13 protein-coding genes and 1 tRNA gene are annotated in these 16,368 nt (G+C 47.4%); 4 read left to right on the top strand and 10 right to left on the bottom strand.

The window, feature by feature from the left end; all coding sequences use genetic code 11:
- Positions 1-25: 25 nt before the first annotated feature.
- From HUX64_RS03665 to hslV, 9 genes are all read right to left on the bottom strand, one after another.
- Positions 26-2,200, bottom strand: coding sequence for a RelA/SpoT family protein (locus tag HUX64_RS03665; protein WP_174624883.1), 2,175 nt, complete (start codon positions 2,198-2,200; stop codon positions 26-28).
- A 12-nt stretch (positions 2,201-2,212) separates the two neighbouring features.
- Complete coding sequence (gene rpoZ / locus HUX64_RS03660) at positions 2,213-2,452, bottom strand: DNA-directed RNA polymerase subunit omega (RefSeq protein ID WP_174624882.1); 240 nt, start codon at positions 2,450-2,452, stop codon at positions 2,213-2,215.
- Positions 2,453-2,557: 105 nt separating this feature from the next.
- Entirely contained in the window at positions 2,558-3,730 is a 1,173-nt protein-coding gene (locus HUX64_RS03655) for a phosphoglycerate kinase (protein WP_174624881.1), read from the bottom strand.
- 125 nt (positions 3,731-3,855) lie between these two features.
- Entirely contained in the window at positions 3,856-5,406 is a 1,551-nt protein-coding gene (gene ubiB, locus HUX64_RS03650; protein ID WP_174624880.1) for a ubiquinone biosynthesis regulatory protein kinase UbiB, read from the bottom strand.
- Positions 5,407-5,467: 61 nt separating this feature from the next.
- Complete coding sequence (locus tag HUX64_RS03645) at positions 5,468-6,100, bottom strand: ubiquinone biosynthesis accessory factor UbiJ (RefSeq protein WP_174624879.1); 633 nt, start codon at positions 6,098-6,100, stop codon at positions 5,468-5,470.
- A 1-nt stretch (position 6,101) separates the two neighbouring features.
- Complete coding sequence (ubiE, locus tag HUX64_RS03640; protein WP_174624878.1) at positions 6,102-6,851, bottom strand: bifunctional demethylmenaquinone methyltransferase/2-methoxy-6-polyprenyl-1,4-benzoquinol methylase UbiE; 750 nt, start codon at positions 6,849-6,851, stop codon at positions 6,102-6,104.
- A 109-nt stretch (positions 6,852-6,960) separates the two neighbouring features.
- Positions 6,961-7,350: a gamma-butyrobetaine hydroxylase family protein gene (locus HUX64_RS03635; protein WP_174624877.1), complete on the bottom strand. Its 390-nt coding sequence runs from the start codon at positions 7,348-7,350 to the stop codon at positions 6,961-6,963.
- 5 nt (positions 7,351-7,355) lie between these two features.
- Complete coding sequence (gene hslU / locus HUX64_RS03630; RefSeq protein WP_174624876.1) at positions 7,356-8,681, bottom strand: ATP-dependent protease ATPase subunit HslU; 1,326 nt, start codon at positions 8,679-8,681, stop codon at positions 7,356-7,358.
- Positions 8,682-8,685: 4 nt separating this feature from the next.
- On the bottom strand, positions 8,686-9,234 hold the full coding sequence (gene hslV / locus HUX64_RS03625) for an ATP-dependent protease subunit HslV (RefSeq protein ID WP_174624875.1): 549 nt from the start codon (positions 9,232-9,234) through the stop codon (positions 8,686-8,688).
- Between the two features lie 288 nt (positions 9,235-9,522).
- On the opposite strand from hslV, the gene HUX64_RS03620 reads away from it, so the two are divergent.
- From HUX64_RS03620 to HUX64_RS03605, 4 genes are all read left to right on the top strand, one after another.
- Positions 9,523-10,161, top strand: coding sequence for a DUF4126 domain-containing protein (locus HUX64_RS03620; protein WP_174624874.1), 639 nt, complete (start codon positions 9,523-9,525; stop codon positions 10,159-10,161).
- Positions 10,162-10,223: 62 nt separating this feature from the next.
- A tRNA-Phe gene (locus tag HUX64_RS03615) sits at positions 10,224-10,299 on the top strand.
- Positions 10,300-10,837: 538 nt separating this feature from the next.
- The gene (locus tag HUX64_RS03610; RefSeq protein WP_174624873.1) at positions 10,838-13,141 is read left to right on the top strand and encodes a site-specific DNA-methyltransferase; all 2,304 of its coding nucleotides are present in this window, start codon (positions 10,838-10,840) and stop codon (positions 13,139-13,141) included.
- Positions 13,138-15,636 (top strand): DEAD/DEAH box helicase, encoded by a 2,499-nt coding sequence (locus HUX64_RS03605; protein ID WP_174624872.1) that lies wholly within the window; start codon positions 13,138-13,140, stop codon positions 15,634-15,636. The genes HUX64_RS03610 and HUX64_RS03605 overlap by 4 nt, the downstream gene beginning before the upstream one ends.
- A gap of 62 nt (positions 15,637-15,698) precedes the next feature.
- Here HUX64_RS03605 and gstA read toward each other — a convergent pair whose 3' ends face one another.
- Positions 15,699-16,340 carry a glutathione transferase GstA gene (gene gstA, locus HUX64_RS03600; protein WP_174624871.1) on the bottom strand — a complete coding sequence of 214 codons (642 nt, stop codon included), beginning with the start codon at positions 16,338-16,340 and terminating at the stop codon, positions 15,699-15,701.
- Between the last annotated feature and the right edge of the window lie 28 nt (positions 16,341-16,368).

Below are 16,368 nucleotides of genomic sequence, written 5' to 3'. Positions count from 1 at the left end.
TTCCATTAAGGGAGATAAAAGCAGTCTAGGCCTTGGTGCGGGTAATCTTTAAAACAACCGATAATTCCTTGAGGCGCCGCATAATCTGGGCTAAATGTACCCGGTCTCTAACCGTCAAGGTGATTTGATCAATGCTGACGCGCTCATCCTGATCCACGACAGTGACATTTTCAATATTTGAATCCAGTTCCGAAATAGTTGATGCTATGGTGGCCAGAGAGCCGCGCCGATTAAGTATTTCTAGGCGAAGATCAGCCGGAAAATCGCCGACTGCATCCTGACTCCATTCAACATCCAGCCAATTGGTCGGCTTTTTTCTGACTTCAGTGCTGTTGCGGCATTCATAATGATGGACGACAATCCCTTTGCCGGGGTTGAAAAAACCAATGATCGGATCGCCTGGAATCGGCCGGCAACACTTCGCAAGATTAATAACCATGCCTTCGGTGCCTTTGATGATCAGCGGGCTTTTTTGGGCTTGGAGATTATCATCCAGTTTAATGGCGCCATTGACATTATCCTGAGTAAGGCGTTTTGCAATCAGAAACGGCATTTTATTGCCCAGCCCGATATCTTCCAGCAATTCATCGAGCGAATGCATGGAAGTCACTTTAAGCACGGCCTGTATCCTTTCGTCGTCAATATTTTCCAGATGCAGCTGCATGGCTTGCAGTTCTTTTTCCAGCAGACGGCGGCCTAAACTGATGGCTTCCTTCTGTTTAAAATGCTTGAGGTAGTTACGAATGCTGGATCGGGCTTTGGCGGTCACTACATAATTAAGCCAAAGTGGATTGGGCCGCGCCCACGATGCGGTAATAACTTCCACAGTCACGCCGTTTTCCAGTTTGGTTTGCAGCGGCACCAGCTGTTTGTCAATTCGCGCCGAAACGCAGGCATTACCGATATCGGTATGCACGGCATAGGCAAAATCAATAACGGTTCCGCCGCGCGGGATTTTAATAATGCCGCCTTTCGGGGTGAAGACAAAAACTTCCTGCGGAAACAGATCCACCTTCAAGTTATCAATAAACTCCAGTGAATCACCGGCGGACTTCTGGATTTCCAGTAAATCCCTCAGCCACTCATTGGCGCGCGCCTGAAACTTTTCACTTTTATCATCTTCGGATTTATACAGCCAGTGCGCGGCGATGCCCGACTCCGCCATGCGATGCATTTCATGCGTTCTGATCTGTATTTCAATAGGGACGCCGTATGGCCCCATCAAAATAGTATGCAGCGATTGATAGCCATTGGCTTTAGGCAGGGCGATATAATCCTTGAAACGGCCTGGAATAGGCTTGTACAGGTTATGCACGATGCCTAATATACGATAACAGCTATCGACATTGTCGCAAAAAATCCTGAACGCATAGACATCGAACACATCCTCCAGGGAAATCTTTTTATTCAGCATTTTCTTGTAAATGCTGTAAATATCTTTTTCACGCCCGACAACTTCACTAGGCAAACCGGCTTGTTCTACCCGGGTTTTTATGGAACTTTCGATAGTGTCAACAATTTTGCGGCGATTGCCCCGCGCTTTTTTTACGGCATTTTTTAACACAGCATGACGGCGTGGATACATTACCTCAAAACTTAAAGCTTCAAGTTTATGTCGGATGTTGCTCATGCCAAGCCGATTGGCTATCGGGGCGTAAATATCCAGCGTCTCGCGGGCAATGCGGCGTTTCGCTTCTGGCGGCATGGCTCCCAAAGTCTGCATGTTATGCAGCCGATCCGCCAGTTTGACCATAATGACCCGTAAATCCTTGGCCATAGCCAGAAACATTTTACGGACATTCTCCGCCTGGGTTTCTGCATGGGATTTTGATTTGCTGTCGATCTGCGTTAGTTTGGTAACGCCGTCAACCAGTTCGGCAACTTCCTCACTGAACTGCGTAGCCAGTTCTTTTTTGGTGACCGGCGTATCTTCAATGACATCATGGAGAATGGCGGCCATGATGCCGTTAACATCCATACGCATTTCAGCAAGGCTGATAGCAACCGAAACAGGATGGCAAATATAGGCTTCGCCGCTTTTACGAAACTGACCGGAATGAGCAGCAGCGCCAAATTCGTAAGCATGGATACAAGCATCGATCTGGCTTTGATCAAGATAGCCGGACAAAGTCGTGCACAAACGCCGAATCAGTTTATCCTGAGGGAGTTCCAGCTCGAGAGTGTCAGCTATTTTCCACATAGGCGTTAGCGATCAGAACAGGGAATTGGGTTCATGAGTCTCGCCTGCCTGATGCAGAAGGTTAATATTGTCGGCCGTAACATGACCGGCGGCAATTTCGCGCAAAGCGACAACCGTATCTTTATCCTTGCCGCGGGTGACAAACTCGGTAGCGCCGTGGCTTAGCTGACGCGCTCTTGCACCGGCTAATAAAACCAGTTTAAAGCGGTTCTCTACATGTTCCAAGCAATCTTCGATAGTGACTCTGGCCATTTTTTAATCCCGTAAGGTAAATAGTGCGCCTGTTTGACCAGGCTCGTTAAAATATGTTGCATTGAGGCTTTTTAATTAATATAAAGCCATGACTGGTTTAAACCTCTAGCTCCTTGATTTCAGTATCGCCACGGCAGGCAGCTCCTTGCCCTCAAGAAACTCAAGAAATGCGCCGCCGCCTGTGGATGTATAAGATACTTTATCGTTGATGCCGTATTTGTCAATAGCCGCCAAGGTATCGCCGCCGCCGGCAATCGAAAATGCAGGGCTTTCAGCAATGGCTTGCGCCAGGGATTGGGTGCCGTTGCCGAATTGGTCTATTTCAAATACGCCGACTGGTCCATTCCAGACAATAGTGCCGGCCGATTTTAAGATTTCGGCATAGTGTCTGGCCGTATCAGGGCCTATATCCATAATTAAATCATCCGCTTCAACATCGGCTACTTGCTTGACGGTTGCGGCTGCGTTTTCTGAAAATTCTTTTGCACATACTACATCAACCGGAATCGGGATATCAGAGCCATTCCGTTTGGCCGCTTCAATTAATTGCCTAGTTTCTTCTATAAGATCCGGTTCATAAAGCGACTTGCCGACCGAAAATCCTGCCGCCGCAATAAAAGTATTGGCAATTCCACCGCCGACGATGAGTTGATCCACTTTTGCCGACAATGATTTCAGCACGGTCAGTTTGGTGGAGACCTTGGACCCGCCGACTATGGCAATTAAGGGTTTAGCCGGCGTTTCCAGGGCTTTGCCCAAGGCATCCAGCTCACGGGCTAATAAAGGCCCGGCGCAGATAACCGGAGCAAATTTCGCCACACTATGCGTTGATGCCTGGGCTCTATGGGCAGTTCCAAACGCGTCCATGACGAATATATCGCAAAGAGCCGCCATTTTCTTGCCCAGCTCATCGCTGTTTTTTTCCTCGCCCTTGTTAAAACGCACATTTTCGCAAAGCACGATTTCACCGGGCTTGATAGAAATGCCGTCCAGCCAGTTTTTTTCCAACCTGACCGGTCTGCGGAGTAAAGCGGACAAGCGTTCGGCAACCGGTTTCAGCGAGGCTTCTTCATCATACTGACCTTCCACAGGGCGGCCCAGATGCGATAACAGAATCACTGCGGCGCCTGCGGCCAAGGCTTGTTCAATAGTGGGGACACTGGCCTGGATGCGGATATCACTGGTAACCTTGCCGTTTTTTACCGGAACATTCAAATCCTGACGAATTAATACCCGTTTGCCTGATAAATCCAGATCGGCCATGCGCTTGATTGACATATTTTATTCTCCTTTGGTAATAAGTAATTGAATAATCTGTAAAAGTTATTATAAAAGTTGGGTATGGACTGGTCTTGCCTGTCTTTGCCCTGAATTTTAACGCACAGATACAGAGATTACCTGTGTTATTGAAATAAAATCGCTGCACTGATCAGCGCTGCGCTGATGAGCATAGCCCATACGGCTGCGCGGTGGTTGCTGGCCAGTTGCTCGCGCAACAGGGACAGTTCCCGGTGTTGCGTTTCTGCATGCTGTTTTGCATAGGCGGCGTTATCCAAGGCTTTATAGAGCAATGCCGGGATTTCCGGGAATTGTTCGGCAAACTCAGGGAACTGCTTCAGTATTTTTTTAAATTTGGCTTTAGGGCCCATACGCTCCTGAAACCACTTTTCGAGAAAAGGTTTGGCAGTTTGCCATAAGTCCAGCTCAGGGTAGAGCTGACGGCCCAGGCCTTCAATATTTAGCAGGGTTTTTTGCAGCAATACCAGTTGCGGTTGAACATGCATATCAAAACGGCGCGCAGTCTGGAATAAACGCAGCAGCAATTGGCCGAAGGAAATATCCTTGAGCGGTTTTTCAAAGATGGGTTCGCAAACGCTGCGTATCGCGGATTCAAACTCTTCTATTCGCGTAGACGCAGAGATCCAGCCGGATTCAACATGCATTTCTGCAACTTTGCGATAATCACGATTGAAAAAAGCCAGAAAATTTTCGGCAAGATAATGCTGGTCGGACAATGACAGGGAGCCGACGATGCCGAAGTCAACCGCTATATATTTGGCGGGCAACTCGACGAAAATATTGCCGGGATGCATGTCTGCATGAAAGAAGTTATCCCTGAACACCTGCGTAAAAAAAATTTCCACGCCGCGTTCGGCCAGTAATTTAAAATCAGCGCCGCCGGCCCTGAGCTGCCTGATTTCACCTACCGGTATGCCGTAAATTCTCTCCATTACCAGCACTTTTTGCCGCGTTAATGGCCAGTGTATTTCAGGTATGTAGATAAGCGTGGAATTGGCGAAATTACGGCGCAGTTTGCTGGCATTAGCCGCCTCTCTGAGTAGATCGAGTTCATCCAGGGTGGTTCTTTCAAATTCCGCAACGACTTCGATGGGATGTAATCTTCGCGCATCAGCCCAGAATCGTTCGGCAAAACGCGCCAGTTCATAAAGCAGCCCTATATCGGAGTGAATGCGGTCTTCAATATCCGGACGCAGCACTTTAACAACAACGTCTTCGCCGTTGGCTAATACGGCGCTATGGACTTGTGCGACAGAAGCTGAAGCCATGGGTTCAGGATTAAACTTGGCAAAAGCCTGGGCAAGGGGCATGCCGAGTTCTTTTTCAATAATACGGCGGGCAATATTACTCGCAAACGGCGGCACTCTGTCCTGCAGTTTTACCAGTTCATCAGCAATGTCATCAGGCAGAATATCCTTGCGGGTGGATAAAGCCTGACCGAATTTGACATAAATGGGTCCAAGCTCTTCCAATGCGTGCCGGATCCTGACGCCTCGCGGTTCAGATTGACGCCTGAGCCGATAGTAGGGGGAAAACACTGCTAAAAAACGGATCGGGCGAAATAAATGGGTTTTTAAGATGATCTCATCCACTCCATGAAAGACCAGAACCCAATTAATATGGAGCAGACGCAGTAATAATTTCGGGCGGAGCACAGGTTACCTTTAGAGTAGAAGAAAGCCAAAGGCGCAAGGCGCGAGGCGGAAAATAGGTTTTTTAGTCTTGCCCCTTGGGTTTTGAGCTTTGAGTAACTTCCAGCCGTTCAATTCTGCTTTGCAAGCGGTCAAAGCGGGTGCGAAGTTCATCTACCTGACGATAAAAAATATCCATTTCCGGGCCGGCCGGTAAATCGCGGGTTTCTTCCTGCAGGTATTCCGTTATATTCAGCCGGAATGTTTCAAATGAATCCTTTGCCCAGCTTTGACCTGCGCGGAAAAATTGACCAATCTGGTGGGCAATAATGTCCCCGGTATAACGGGACAGTTTTTCCTCCAGATCAATATCCAGCTTGGCAAAAAGTTGCTGAAAGCGCCGGCCTGTAGTCATATCGCCTTCGATTTTTACTTCCCCCGAGAAAATCGAACGCATAGGCTTTGAGCTAAGTCCCATTAAGCCAAGCGCAAAAACCGAACCGCTTAAGCGAGTGTCGGGTTGATCAGGGATATGATCCAGTAACTGAATGGATTCCGGAGTAGGGCAGAGATAAACGGTTTCATCAAACGGTTGAATAGTCACAGCGATAACTTTCCCGGCTAAAGGCGCTAAGAAAAAACCGCTATCCTCATCCAGGCTGAGATATTTGTTGAGTGCTGTTTCCACAGCCCCCATCAGCAATGGTTTGAGAATCATGCTAAATTTTATAGCCTCTATGGACAGCAACAATGCCTTGCGTCATATTGAAATATTCGCAACGTTCAAAACCTGCATTTGCCATCATTTTTTTCAATTCATTCTGCTTTGGGTGCATGCGTATGGATTCAGCCAGATAGCGATAGCTGTCTTCATCCTTGGCCACTATCCTGCCAATCTTGGGCAACAGGGTAAATGAATATAAGTCGTACAATTTTTCCGTCAGTTTATTGGTCGGGTGTGAAAATTCAAGCACGATAACACGGCCGCCGGGTTTCAGGACTCTATGCATTGACCGCAACGCGGCATCTTTGTCGGTTACATTCCGCAAGCCGAAGGCAATGCAGACACAATCAAATGAATTATCTTCAAAAGGCAGGCGTTCGGCATTGACTTGGGCGTAGCGGATATTGCCGGCCAAACCTTTGTCTATCAGCCGATTCCGCCCTTTACGCAGCATTTCGGAATTAATATCTACCAAAACTACCTGGCCTTCCTTGCCGACGCGTTTTTCGAACAGTGCAGTCAAGTCGCCGGTTCCCCCCGCCAGATCAAGCACCTGCTCGCCTTTGCGAACATTGCTCAATTGTACGGCAATCCGTTTCCAGAGGCGGTGGATGCCCAAAGACATCAAATCATTCATGATGTCATATTGTGCAGCAACAGAGTCAAATACGCCGCGAACCAGGTGAGCCTTATCTTCAGAGGCTACCTGTTTAAAACCGAAATGCGTAGTATCGTCATTGCTCATGGGTGTGCCTCTGTTTTTTAGGGTTAATTGCGTTTATAGCCTGAAATCCCCGGTTTATCAACGTCATCGAGGCATCAAAGCTGAAATCCAGACTATTTTACAGAGCCTGTCAGTTTTGCAGCGGTTCTTTATGGATATGCCCGGCCGCGGCCAGTCTCTCAAGATAGTCAGCCCATAAGGTCTGATATTCAGCACCGAGTTTGTAAAGCAAATCCCAGGTATAAATGCCCGTGTTATGACCGTCGCTAAATACCGGAGCTATGGCGTAATTGCCTATCGGTTTGATCGCTTTGAAGGTGACATCTTCTTTGCCGACCTGAAGGATTTCCTGACCGGGCCCATGACCCAGCGCTTCGGCCGAAGGGGTATAGACGCGCAAATATTCACACGGCAATTTAAACACGCTGCCGTCATCAAAACTGATTTCCAGCCTATTGGAAACCTGATGCAGCTTGATTTCAACAGGTCTGGCGTTGACAGGCTTTGCAGTTAAGCGCATGGGATTTATAATATATAGCGGCTCAGATCTTCATCTTCAACAAACTCGGTTAATTGTTTATCTACATAAGCCGAATCAATAACAATAGTTTTTTCCATTAGATCGGGCGCGGTATAGGATACCTCTTCCAATAACCGTTCCAGAACGGTATGCAGTCTTCTGGCGCCGATATTTTCTGTTCTTTCATTCACTTGCCAGCCCAGTTCAGCAATCCGCTGAATACCGTCGGCGGTAAAGGATAATGAAACGCCTTCGGTCGCCAACAAGGCTGCATACTGCTGGGTTAAGGAGGCATGCGGCTCGGTAAGGATGCGTATGAAATCCTCAGCGGTAAGAGCATCCAGTTCAACACGGATAGGAAAGCGGCCTTGCAGTTCGGGAATCAAATCCGATGGTTTGGTCACATGGAATGCGCCTGATGCGATAAACAAGATATGGTCGGTTTTGATGGCGCCATATTTCGTGCTGATGGTGCTGCCTTCGACCAATGGCAACAGATCGCGTTGTACGCCTTCGCGAGAAACTTCACCGCCGCCGCCCCCCAGCTCGGAGCGTTTGCAAATTTTGTCGATTTCATCCAGGAAGACAATGCCGTTCTGTTCTACGGAATCCACTGCGCGTAATTTAATCTCATCCTCATTGACCAGTTTGGAAGCCTCATCCTCCTGCAAAACCTTCAAGGCTTTTTTGATCGTCATCTTGCGCAGCTTGGTTTTGCCCGAACTCAGATTCTGGAACATGCCCTGCAACTGACTGGTCATTTCCTCCATGCCCGGAGGAGCCATGATTTCAATGCCCACCGGAGCCACATGAACATCAATTTCTATTTCTTTATCATCGAGATTGCCTTCACGCAATTTCTTGCGCATTTTTTGACGCGTAGATTCACCGCCCTCATAACCCGGTCCGCCGCTTGCCCTGGGCAGCAGAATATCAAGAATCCTGTCTTCGGCAGCATCGAAAGCCCTGGCCTGAACCTTCTCCATTTCAGCCATGCGCGTCATTTTTACTGCGGTATCGACGAGGTCCCGAATGATCGAATCCACATCGCGGCCGACATAGCCGACTTCGGTAAATTTAGTGGCCTCTATTTTAATAAAAGGCGCGTTTGCCAGGCGCGCAAGCCGGCGCGCAATTTCGGTTTTACCGACCCCGGTGGGTCCGATCATTAATATATTTTTCGGCGTAATTTCTTCGCGTAAAGCCGCGTCGACATGCTGACGGCGCCAGCGGTTGCGCAGGGCAATGGCGACCGAACGTTTGGCGCTGGCCTGGCCAATAATATGTTTATCCAGTTCGCTTACAATTTCTTTGGGGGTCATCTGTGACATTCGTCTACTCGTCAGGTTCTGTATCCAGTTCTTCTATGCGCATATTATGATTGGTATAAATACAGATATCAGCGGCTATATTCAAGGACATCTCAACAATCTCACGCGCGCTCAGCGTAGTATTTTCCAGCAACGCACGTGCTGCCGCTTGCGCGAAAGCACCGCCCGAACCTATCGCCATCAAATCAAATTCGGGCTCAATCACATCACCGGTACCGGAAATAATCAATGACGTTTTTGCATCAGCAATCGTTAACAATGCTTCCAGTCGGCGCAAGGTACGATCGGTACGCCAGTCTTTAGCCATCTCGACTGCGGCGCGTGTCAGGTTGCCGCGGTGTTTTTCCAGTTTGCCTTCAAAATGTTCAAACAGCGTGAAAGCATCGGCTGTTGCTCCGGCAAAACCGGCAATGACCTTGTCATGGTACAAGCGTCGTACTTTGCGCGCATTGCCTTTCATTATCGTATTGCCCAGGGTGACCTGGCCATCTCCGCCGATTACGACCTTATCGCCTCTGCGAACAGAAAGTATGGTTGTTCCTCTAAAACTCACTTTAAAATCCTACTATTATCTAACACAGTTAAGTAATTTTACATGGTCTGAGGATAAATGTGCGAAAAAATGAATTTGGGCTTAAGATCAAGCAATAAGAAAATCTATCGTTGGGGATGAAGCCCATGTTCGGGACGAAGTCTGCTCCAGCCCCGAGGAAAGCAACGGCGCTTTAGGCCTGGGGCATGAAATCGCCAAGCGATTTGATTAAAAATTACGATTGGGCGTTTAGCGGAAGTTCAGTAAAATATGCTACGCTGAACTTTAAAGTCAGAAAGAGGACGATTTATGGATGCGCTGAATCAAATATCTACAACTCTGGCACTGACAATGGGATTGTCGTGGGCCAGCGGCATCAATCTTTATGCCACGCTGTTTACCCTGGGTTATCTTGCCAATACCGGCAATATTAATTTACCGGCCGATCTGCAAGTTGTCGCAAACCCCGCGGTTATGGGCGCGGCTGGACTCATGTATTGGATTGAATTTTTTGCCGATAAAATGCCGGGGGTGGATACCGGTTGGGATGCTATCCACACGTTTATTCGTATTCCTGCCGGCGCCATGCTGGCAGCAGGCGCGGTCGGAGATTTGGATCCTGCCGTAGAAATAGCGGCAGCCATACTGGGCGGCGGTTTGGCTGCCGGGACGCATGCGACCAAAGCGGGTACCCGCGTATTGATCAATAGCTCTCCCGAACCTTTTAGCAACTGGCTAGCCTCAATAGGGGAAGATATAGCCGTGGTAGGCGGGGTTTGGGCCTGTATCAATCATCCGCTGCTGTTTTTAATGGCTCTGGCATTATTCATTCTGTTAATGATCTGGCTGTTGCCAAGAATATGGGCAGGCGTGAAAAGAATCTTTCGTTTCATCACCGGCCTGTTACGAAATGAACCCCGTCCTTCCGGTTTAAACTCGCCTCAATAAATTTAGAGATAATATTGACTATAGCCAAATAATCAAGTCTAATAGCGCTCTTTTGCAGTTCCGCCCAGGTAGCTCAGTCGGTAGAGCAGAGGACTGAAAATCCTCGTGTCGACGGTTCGATTCCGCCCCTGGGCACCATGCCTGCATTCAAAGACATTCGCAGAAGTACGCAAAGCCGCATTCTACAAGGGATAGCGGCTTTTTTTATCTCCGCAGAGATAAGGCACATTGACATCCTGTCATGCCGCTATCAAATACCACTTTCTCACCCGGAGCTTAACAGAATGGCGTACTTGCCGGAACGCTCCAAGATGCTTTAAACCTGGAGCGATTACCTGGAAAGCCTGAAATAAGGCGCGGCTATTATCCCGCTTCGCAAAACGGGCGGTTAGCCAAAAATCTATAGGCGTTCATTCCTGGATCAGAAAGCGCTTAATCATTACCCCCCACCCAGGACTACTCTTACCCATCCTTGGCGAACTCAATCAGGTCGCCGCTTCAGGTTCAACTTAGGAGAAAAAGTCTCAACAGGCAGAAAACTTTAATCGGTTAATATTTCTGATTTTTTGAATCATTGACGGAGATAGCCTACTATTAATCATGCACCGGAAAATCCTGCCTCCCATTAATGTCCAGGCCGGGAAATCCGGTTTTTTTTTGAAAAACGGGAAACAAATTGGCTTACCTTGAAGATAAAATCCAGCAAGTACAAGATAAGGCTTTGCGCGATTTGCTGGAAACCTTCCGGGTCAAGCGTATCAAGGATGGTTCAGCGGTTTTGAGCAGGGACGCGGACGGCAGCAAATGCGTTCAGCCATTGGATAAACTGGTAGTTGTTCAGCGTTTCGGCGAGACCATTTATCCTGCCTTAATACCGATGGCTACCGTTGAAAACGGCGGCAATCGGCCTTTTCATACCTTGATCGAAGCGGATAACTTTCACGCCCTGCAATTGCTCGATTACCTGTACGCCGGGCAAGTGGACTGCATTTATATCGATCCGCCCTACAACACCGGCGCCAAGGATTGGAAATATAACAATAACTATGTCGATAATAACGATAGCTGGCGGCATAGCAAGTGGCTGACCTTTATGGAAAAGCGGTTGAAATTGGCTAAACGACTACTCAAGCCTGACACCGGGGTTCTTATTGTGACGATTGATGAGCATGAGGTTCATCATTTGGGAATGTTATTGGAGCAAACTTTCCCTAATTTCTATAGGCAAATTGTCACTATCGTTGTTAATCCGAAAGGTGTAACTCAAGGACGATTTTCCCGAGTTGAAGAGTGTGCGTTATTCTGTTTCTCAGAAAAGGCTTTTGTTGCCGGGCTTCGAGATGATTTATTAACATTGAACAGTTTAAATGTAAAAAACCATAAAATTCCTCGCTGGAAAGGGCTATTACGGTCTGGTACAAATGCGCGTCGACAAGACAGAGAAAAATTATTTTTTCCAATCCTAATTGATACAGATCGACATACAATTATTGGGGTAGGTGAATATCTGCCTCTTGATAAACAACCAGATATAGATGCGTCAATTAATGGTTATGTCGTAGCTTGGCCAATTCGTTCTGACGGCTCGTTTGGAAATTGGGGTGTCGGCCCCGTGACATTGCGCAAGTTAATCTCCAAGGGCTATGTTTCTCTTGGTGGATTTGATGCTAAGCGCAAAACATGGGGTATTTCCTACCTGAGCAAAAAACTACAACTGCAAATAGAATCTGGAGCCATTCAAATTGTCGAGTTTGATGCTGTTAAAAATATAGTTAATGTCGAATACGCTGAAGCACGAGAACGGCAAATTAAAACTGTCTGGCACAGAAGTTCTCATGATGCAGGTGCTTATGGTGCGGATATTCTGAAAGCAATTTTTGGCGAAACAGGCCGATTTTCATTCCCAAAATCCCTTTATGCGGTCAGAGATTCTATTTCGGCAATTGTCCTTGATCGACCCAACGCACTAATAGTAGATTTCTTTGCTGGTTCAGCAACAACCCTAAATGCCGTTAATCTAATGAACGCCACAGACAACGGCAACCGCCGCTGCATTCTGGTGACCAATAACGAGGTTTCGGCGGAAGAGGCGAAAAACTTGCAGGAACAAGGCTTAATGCCCGGCGATGCCGACTACGAAAAACACGGCATTTGCCAATCGGTCACTTGGCCGCGCAGCAAGTACACGATTTTGGGCAGGCGCGATGACGGTACTTTGCTGGACGGGGATTATCTGACCGGACGCACCATAACCAAAAACAAACGCCGTACATTTAAACAAATCGGCTTTATCGACACAGCGCAACTTACCACCGCACGAAAAAAAGAACTGGCTGGCTTGCTGGACGGCATTCCGCAATCCAAGATCAATAAGGACACGGCTTTTTTCGTGGACGAAACGTGTACATCATCGGTGCTATTCGATGATGCTTGCGCAGACGCTTATCTGGAAGCCTTGGACGATATGACGCATATCGAGACGTTTTATCTGGTTACGGCCAATAACGCGCTGTTCGAACGCTTGAAAGGGGCAATCAATGAATTGCTTGGGCCGTTAAAAGTCAGCGTAGAGGAAAAACGTCCGTTAAGCGCCGGCTTTGAAGCGAATCTGGCTTATTTCAAACTGGATTTTCTTGACCCTGATGAAGTGCAATTAGGCCGCCGGTTTGCAGCGTTAGTGCCTATTCTATGGCTAATGGCCGGAGCGAAAGGGGCTTGTCCTGATGCGGATGACAGTAAGCCGTTTTTTATACCGGAACGCAGCCCCTTTGCGGTTCTGCTTGATGAACATTGCTTCCTGCCTTTTAAACAGGAACTGCAAACGCGACCGGATATTAGCCATGTGTTTTTGGTGACGCACTCCGAAGAGGGTTTTTTCTCAATGCGGGATGAGCTGGATACCGGCTATCAGGTGATGCAATTGTTTAAAAACTATCTCGATCAATTCAAAATCAATACGAAACAACGGGGACGATCATGAAATTGATGCTGAAGGAATTTCAGGAAGACACACTCACTAGACTGATTAAAAGCATTCGTCAAAGCAAGTATCTGGTTAAGGACGGCAACCCGCAAGCAATAGTTTTATCCTCGCCCACCGGTTCCGGTAAAACGGTCATCGTTGCCGCTTTGATTGAGACTATTTTCCAGGGTGCAGATGAAATTTTCGCCGAACCGGATGCAGTATTTTTATGGTTGTCCGATCAACCGGAATTGAACGAGCAATCGCGGCGTAAGATTGCTTTGTGCTCAAGCCGTTTGCGCGAGGCGGATTTGGTCGTGATCGATAGCGATTTTGATCAGGAAATCTTTGATGGCGGCAAAGTCTATTTTCTGAATACGCAAAAGCTGGGGAAAGATAAAAATCTGGTCAAAATCAAAGGCGATAACCGCCAGTTCACTATTTGGGAAACGATCCAAAAAACCCAGGATGTATTAAAAGATAAGTTCTATCTTATTATTGACGAAGCGCATCGGGGCATGAACCAATCGTCCACAGACGCGAATGCGGCAAAAACGATTGTGCAGCAATTTGTTTTCGGTAATAACGAACTGCCCGCTATCCAGTTAATTCTTGGCGTTTCGGCAACGCCCAAGCGCTTTCAGGATTTATTGCAGGATGCTCAGCACTATCACTCCCGCATTCAGCATTCTGTCACCGTCAACCCGGAAGACGTCACCGCCTCCGGTTTATTGAAAGATAAAATCGTGCTTTATCATCCGCTTGAAGAGCAAGCATCGGACTGGTCGTTATTGGCCGCCGCCGTAAGGCAATGGCTTAAGATGTGCGATAAATGGAGCGTTTATGTCCAGTCACAAGGTATTGCCGCCGTTAAACCTATTATGGTGATTCAGGTTGAAGACGGTAACGAAAGCACAATCAGCAAGACGCCGTTGGGCCAAATCATCGCTATTTTAGAAACGGAAATCGGGACAATTCAGGATGATGAATTGGCGCATAGTTTTCAAGAAGATAAACCGCTATCCATTGGCGACCGAAAAATCCGTAAAATTGATGCGTCACTGATTCAAGAGGACGATAAGGTTAAATTCGTGTTGTTTAAAATGAGTTTAACCACCGGTTGGGATTGCCCGCGAGCGGAAGTGATGATGTCGTTCCGCAAAGCCATCGATCATACCTTAATCGCCCAATTGATCGGGCGCATGGTGCGCACGCCGTTAGCTCGCCGGATTGAGAATCAGGAATTTTTAAATTCGGTTTTCTTATATTTGCCGCATTACGATCAAGAGGGTTTGAAAAAAGTTATAGAGAATTTGAAATCCGATCCGGAAAGCGTACCGCCGACCGATGTGGTTGAGGGTGCCGAACAAGTCACTTTATATCGTTCTACGGAACATGCCGCCTGTTTCGACGCGCTGCAAGCCATGCCAAGCTACCGTGTCGAGCGCATTCGCAAGACTTCCGACACGCGCCGTTTAATGCGGCTGGCGCGGTTATTAACGGCAATCCATAATTTTGACCCCGATGCTTTACCAAAAGCCAAGCAGCTGATCTTGGGCACATTGAAAACTGAAATTGAGCGGTTACAGCAAACGGATGGTGATTTTGCCGAAAAATTGCGCGGTTGTCATGAAATCGCCATTCAACCGGTTACTGTGGATCAGGGCAGGTGGACAAGCATAGTAGGAGAAGCGGAGAAAATTCCGTTATCGGATGCCAATATCGAACAGTTGTTTCAACGCGCGGGGCAACGGTTAGGAGAAGGTCTGCATATCGAATATTGGAAGGAATATTACGATGCCAACGAACCGCAGCGGCCTAAACTGGAGCTGTTTTTAGCGCTGCAACAGCAATCCGTTTGGGAAGCATTGGAAAAACGGAGCTTGCAGCAATTTAACGATTTGCTGAATCAAAATCACTCAAAAATCGGCAAGCTTACCAGCGCAGAACGGGAGAAATACAATAAACTGAAAGTGGTCGCTAAAGACCCAGAACTGATAGATTGGGAGTTGCCGGATGAAATCATTGTTAATCGACCGGCTAATGCTATCCAGTTGAACAAGCATTTATACTTGCCGGAGGACGGCAAGTACTCGTCTTTTCTAAATGAATGGGAAAAATTGGTTATAAAAACGGAAATTGCTAAACAAGAAGTTGTCGCCTGGCTACGCAATGAAAGCCGCAAACAATGGTCGTTTTGCCTGCCCTATGAGCATCAGAAAAGTACTCAAGCAATGTTTCCCGATTTTTTAGTTATCCGCCACGAGCAAGCAGGAGGATACATTATCGACATTCTGGAGCCGCATAATCCAGATTATGACGACAACGCCGCGAAAGCGGTTGGATTGGCAAAATTTGCATCTAAACATTGGAGTAAATTTGGCCGTATTGAATTAATCCGCGTTGAAGGCACGCATATCAAGCGGCTGGATGTGAATGACAATCACCATCGGGAAAATGTGTTGCGTGTAAATGGCAATCCACATTTGGACGCGTTGTTTGCCGGTTTATAATCAGTAAACCCTTCAATAATACGGCTTGCAAGGCGTAATGAGATGGCGTTTCTGTCATGATTTCAAAAATTCACTTTGAATACCTTTTCTGGCGGCGCTGAAGCAAGACCTTCTTCCTGTAACGCCTGCTGTACTGCGGGACGCCCAGAAATTTTATCAGCATAGCTTATCAGCAAAGGCCAGCGGGAAAGATCAAACTTGAGATAGGGGCTCCATCTTAAGGTAACAAATAAATAGGCATCCGCTGCGCTAAATTGCTCACCCAGCAAAAATGTTTGTGTCGAAAGATGTTCGGAGACAGTTACCAAACGGGCAGCTAAGCTTTCAATAGCCTGTTGTTTGGCAGCTTCCGGCGTGGCGGGCTTGAATAAAGCTGAAAAGCTTTTATGGATCTCGGTTGATATAAAACTCAGCCATTGTTGTAACTGGTAACGCTCAAACGAGCCGGCCGGAGGCGCTATTTTTTTATCAGGCGCGAGGTCTGCAAGATACTGCACTATTGCAGCTACTTCAATGAGCTTTCTGCCATTGTCGAGTATCAAAACCGGCACGTAACCGTTAGGATTGATCTGTCTGAAATCTTCCCCGGTTTCAGTATGCTTGCCTTGCAAATCTACTTTAACCAGTTCCAGCGGAAGACCGGCTTCCTTGGCTACAATATGGGGGCACAGCGAGCAGGCGCCAGGACTGTAATAGAGTTTCATAGTTTTTCCTTTCTGTAATATTAATAGA

Source organism: Candidatus Methylobacter favarea, from assembly GCF_902806695.1.
GTDB lineage: Bacteria > Pseudomonadota > Gammaproteobacteria > Methylococcales > Methylomonadaceae > Methylobacter_B > Methylobacter_B favarea.
Note: the sequence above shows the minus strand (reverse complement) of the source record. Positions and strands in the feature narration are given on the sequence as shown.

Excerpts from the sequence above, each read along its gene's own strand:
- HUX64_RS03665 (WP_174624883.1), bottom strand. The coding sequence starts at position 2,200 with ATGTGGAAAATAGCTGACACTCTCGAGCTGGAACTCCCTCAGGATAAA.
- rpoZ (WP_174624882.1), bottom strand. The coding sequence starts at position 2,452 with ATGGCCAGAGTCACTATCGAAGATTGCTTGGAACATGTAGAGAACCGC.
- HUX64_RS03655 (WP_174624881.1), bottom strand. The coding sequence starts at position 3,730 with ATGTCAATCAAGCGCATGGCCGATCTGGATTTATCAGGCAAACGGGTA.
- HUX64_RS03645 (WP_174624879.1), bottom strand. The coding sequence starts at position 6,100 with ATGATTCTCAAACCATTGCTGATGGGGGCTGTGGAAACAGCACTCAAC.
- ubiE (WP_174624878.1), bottom strand. The coding sequence starts at position 6,851 with ATGAGCAATGACGATACTACGCATTTCGGTTTTAAACAGGTAGCCTCT.
- HUX64_RS03635 (WP_174624877.1), bottom strand. The coding sequence starts at position 7,350 with ATGCGCTTAACTGCAAAGCCTGTCAACGCCAGACCTGTTGAAATCAAG.
- hslU (WP_174624876.1), bottom strand. The coding sequence starts at position 8,681 with ATGTCACAGATGACCCCCAAAGAAATTGTAAGCGAACTGGATAAACAT.
- HUX64_RS03620 (WP_174624874.1), top strand. The coding sequence starts at position 9,523 with ATGGATGCGCTGAATCAAATATCTACAACTCTGGCACTGACAATGGGA.
- HUX64_RS03605 (WP_174624872.1), top strand. The coding sequence starts at position 13,138 with ATGAAATTGATGCTGAAGGAATTTCAGGAAGACACACTCACTAGACTG.
- gstA (WP_174624871.1), bottom strand. The coding sequence starts at position 16,340 with ATGAAACTCTATTACAGTCCTGGCGCCTGCTCGCTGTGCCCCCATATT.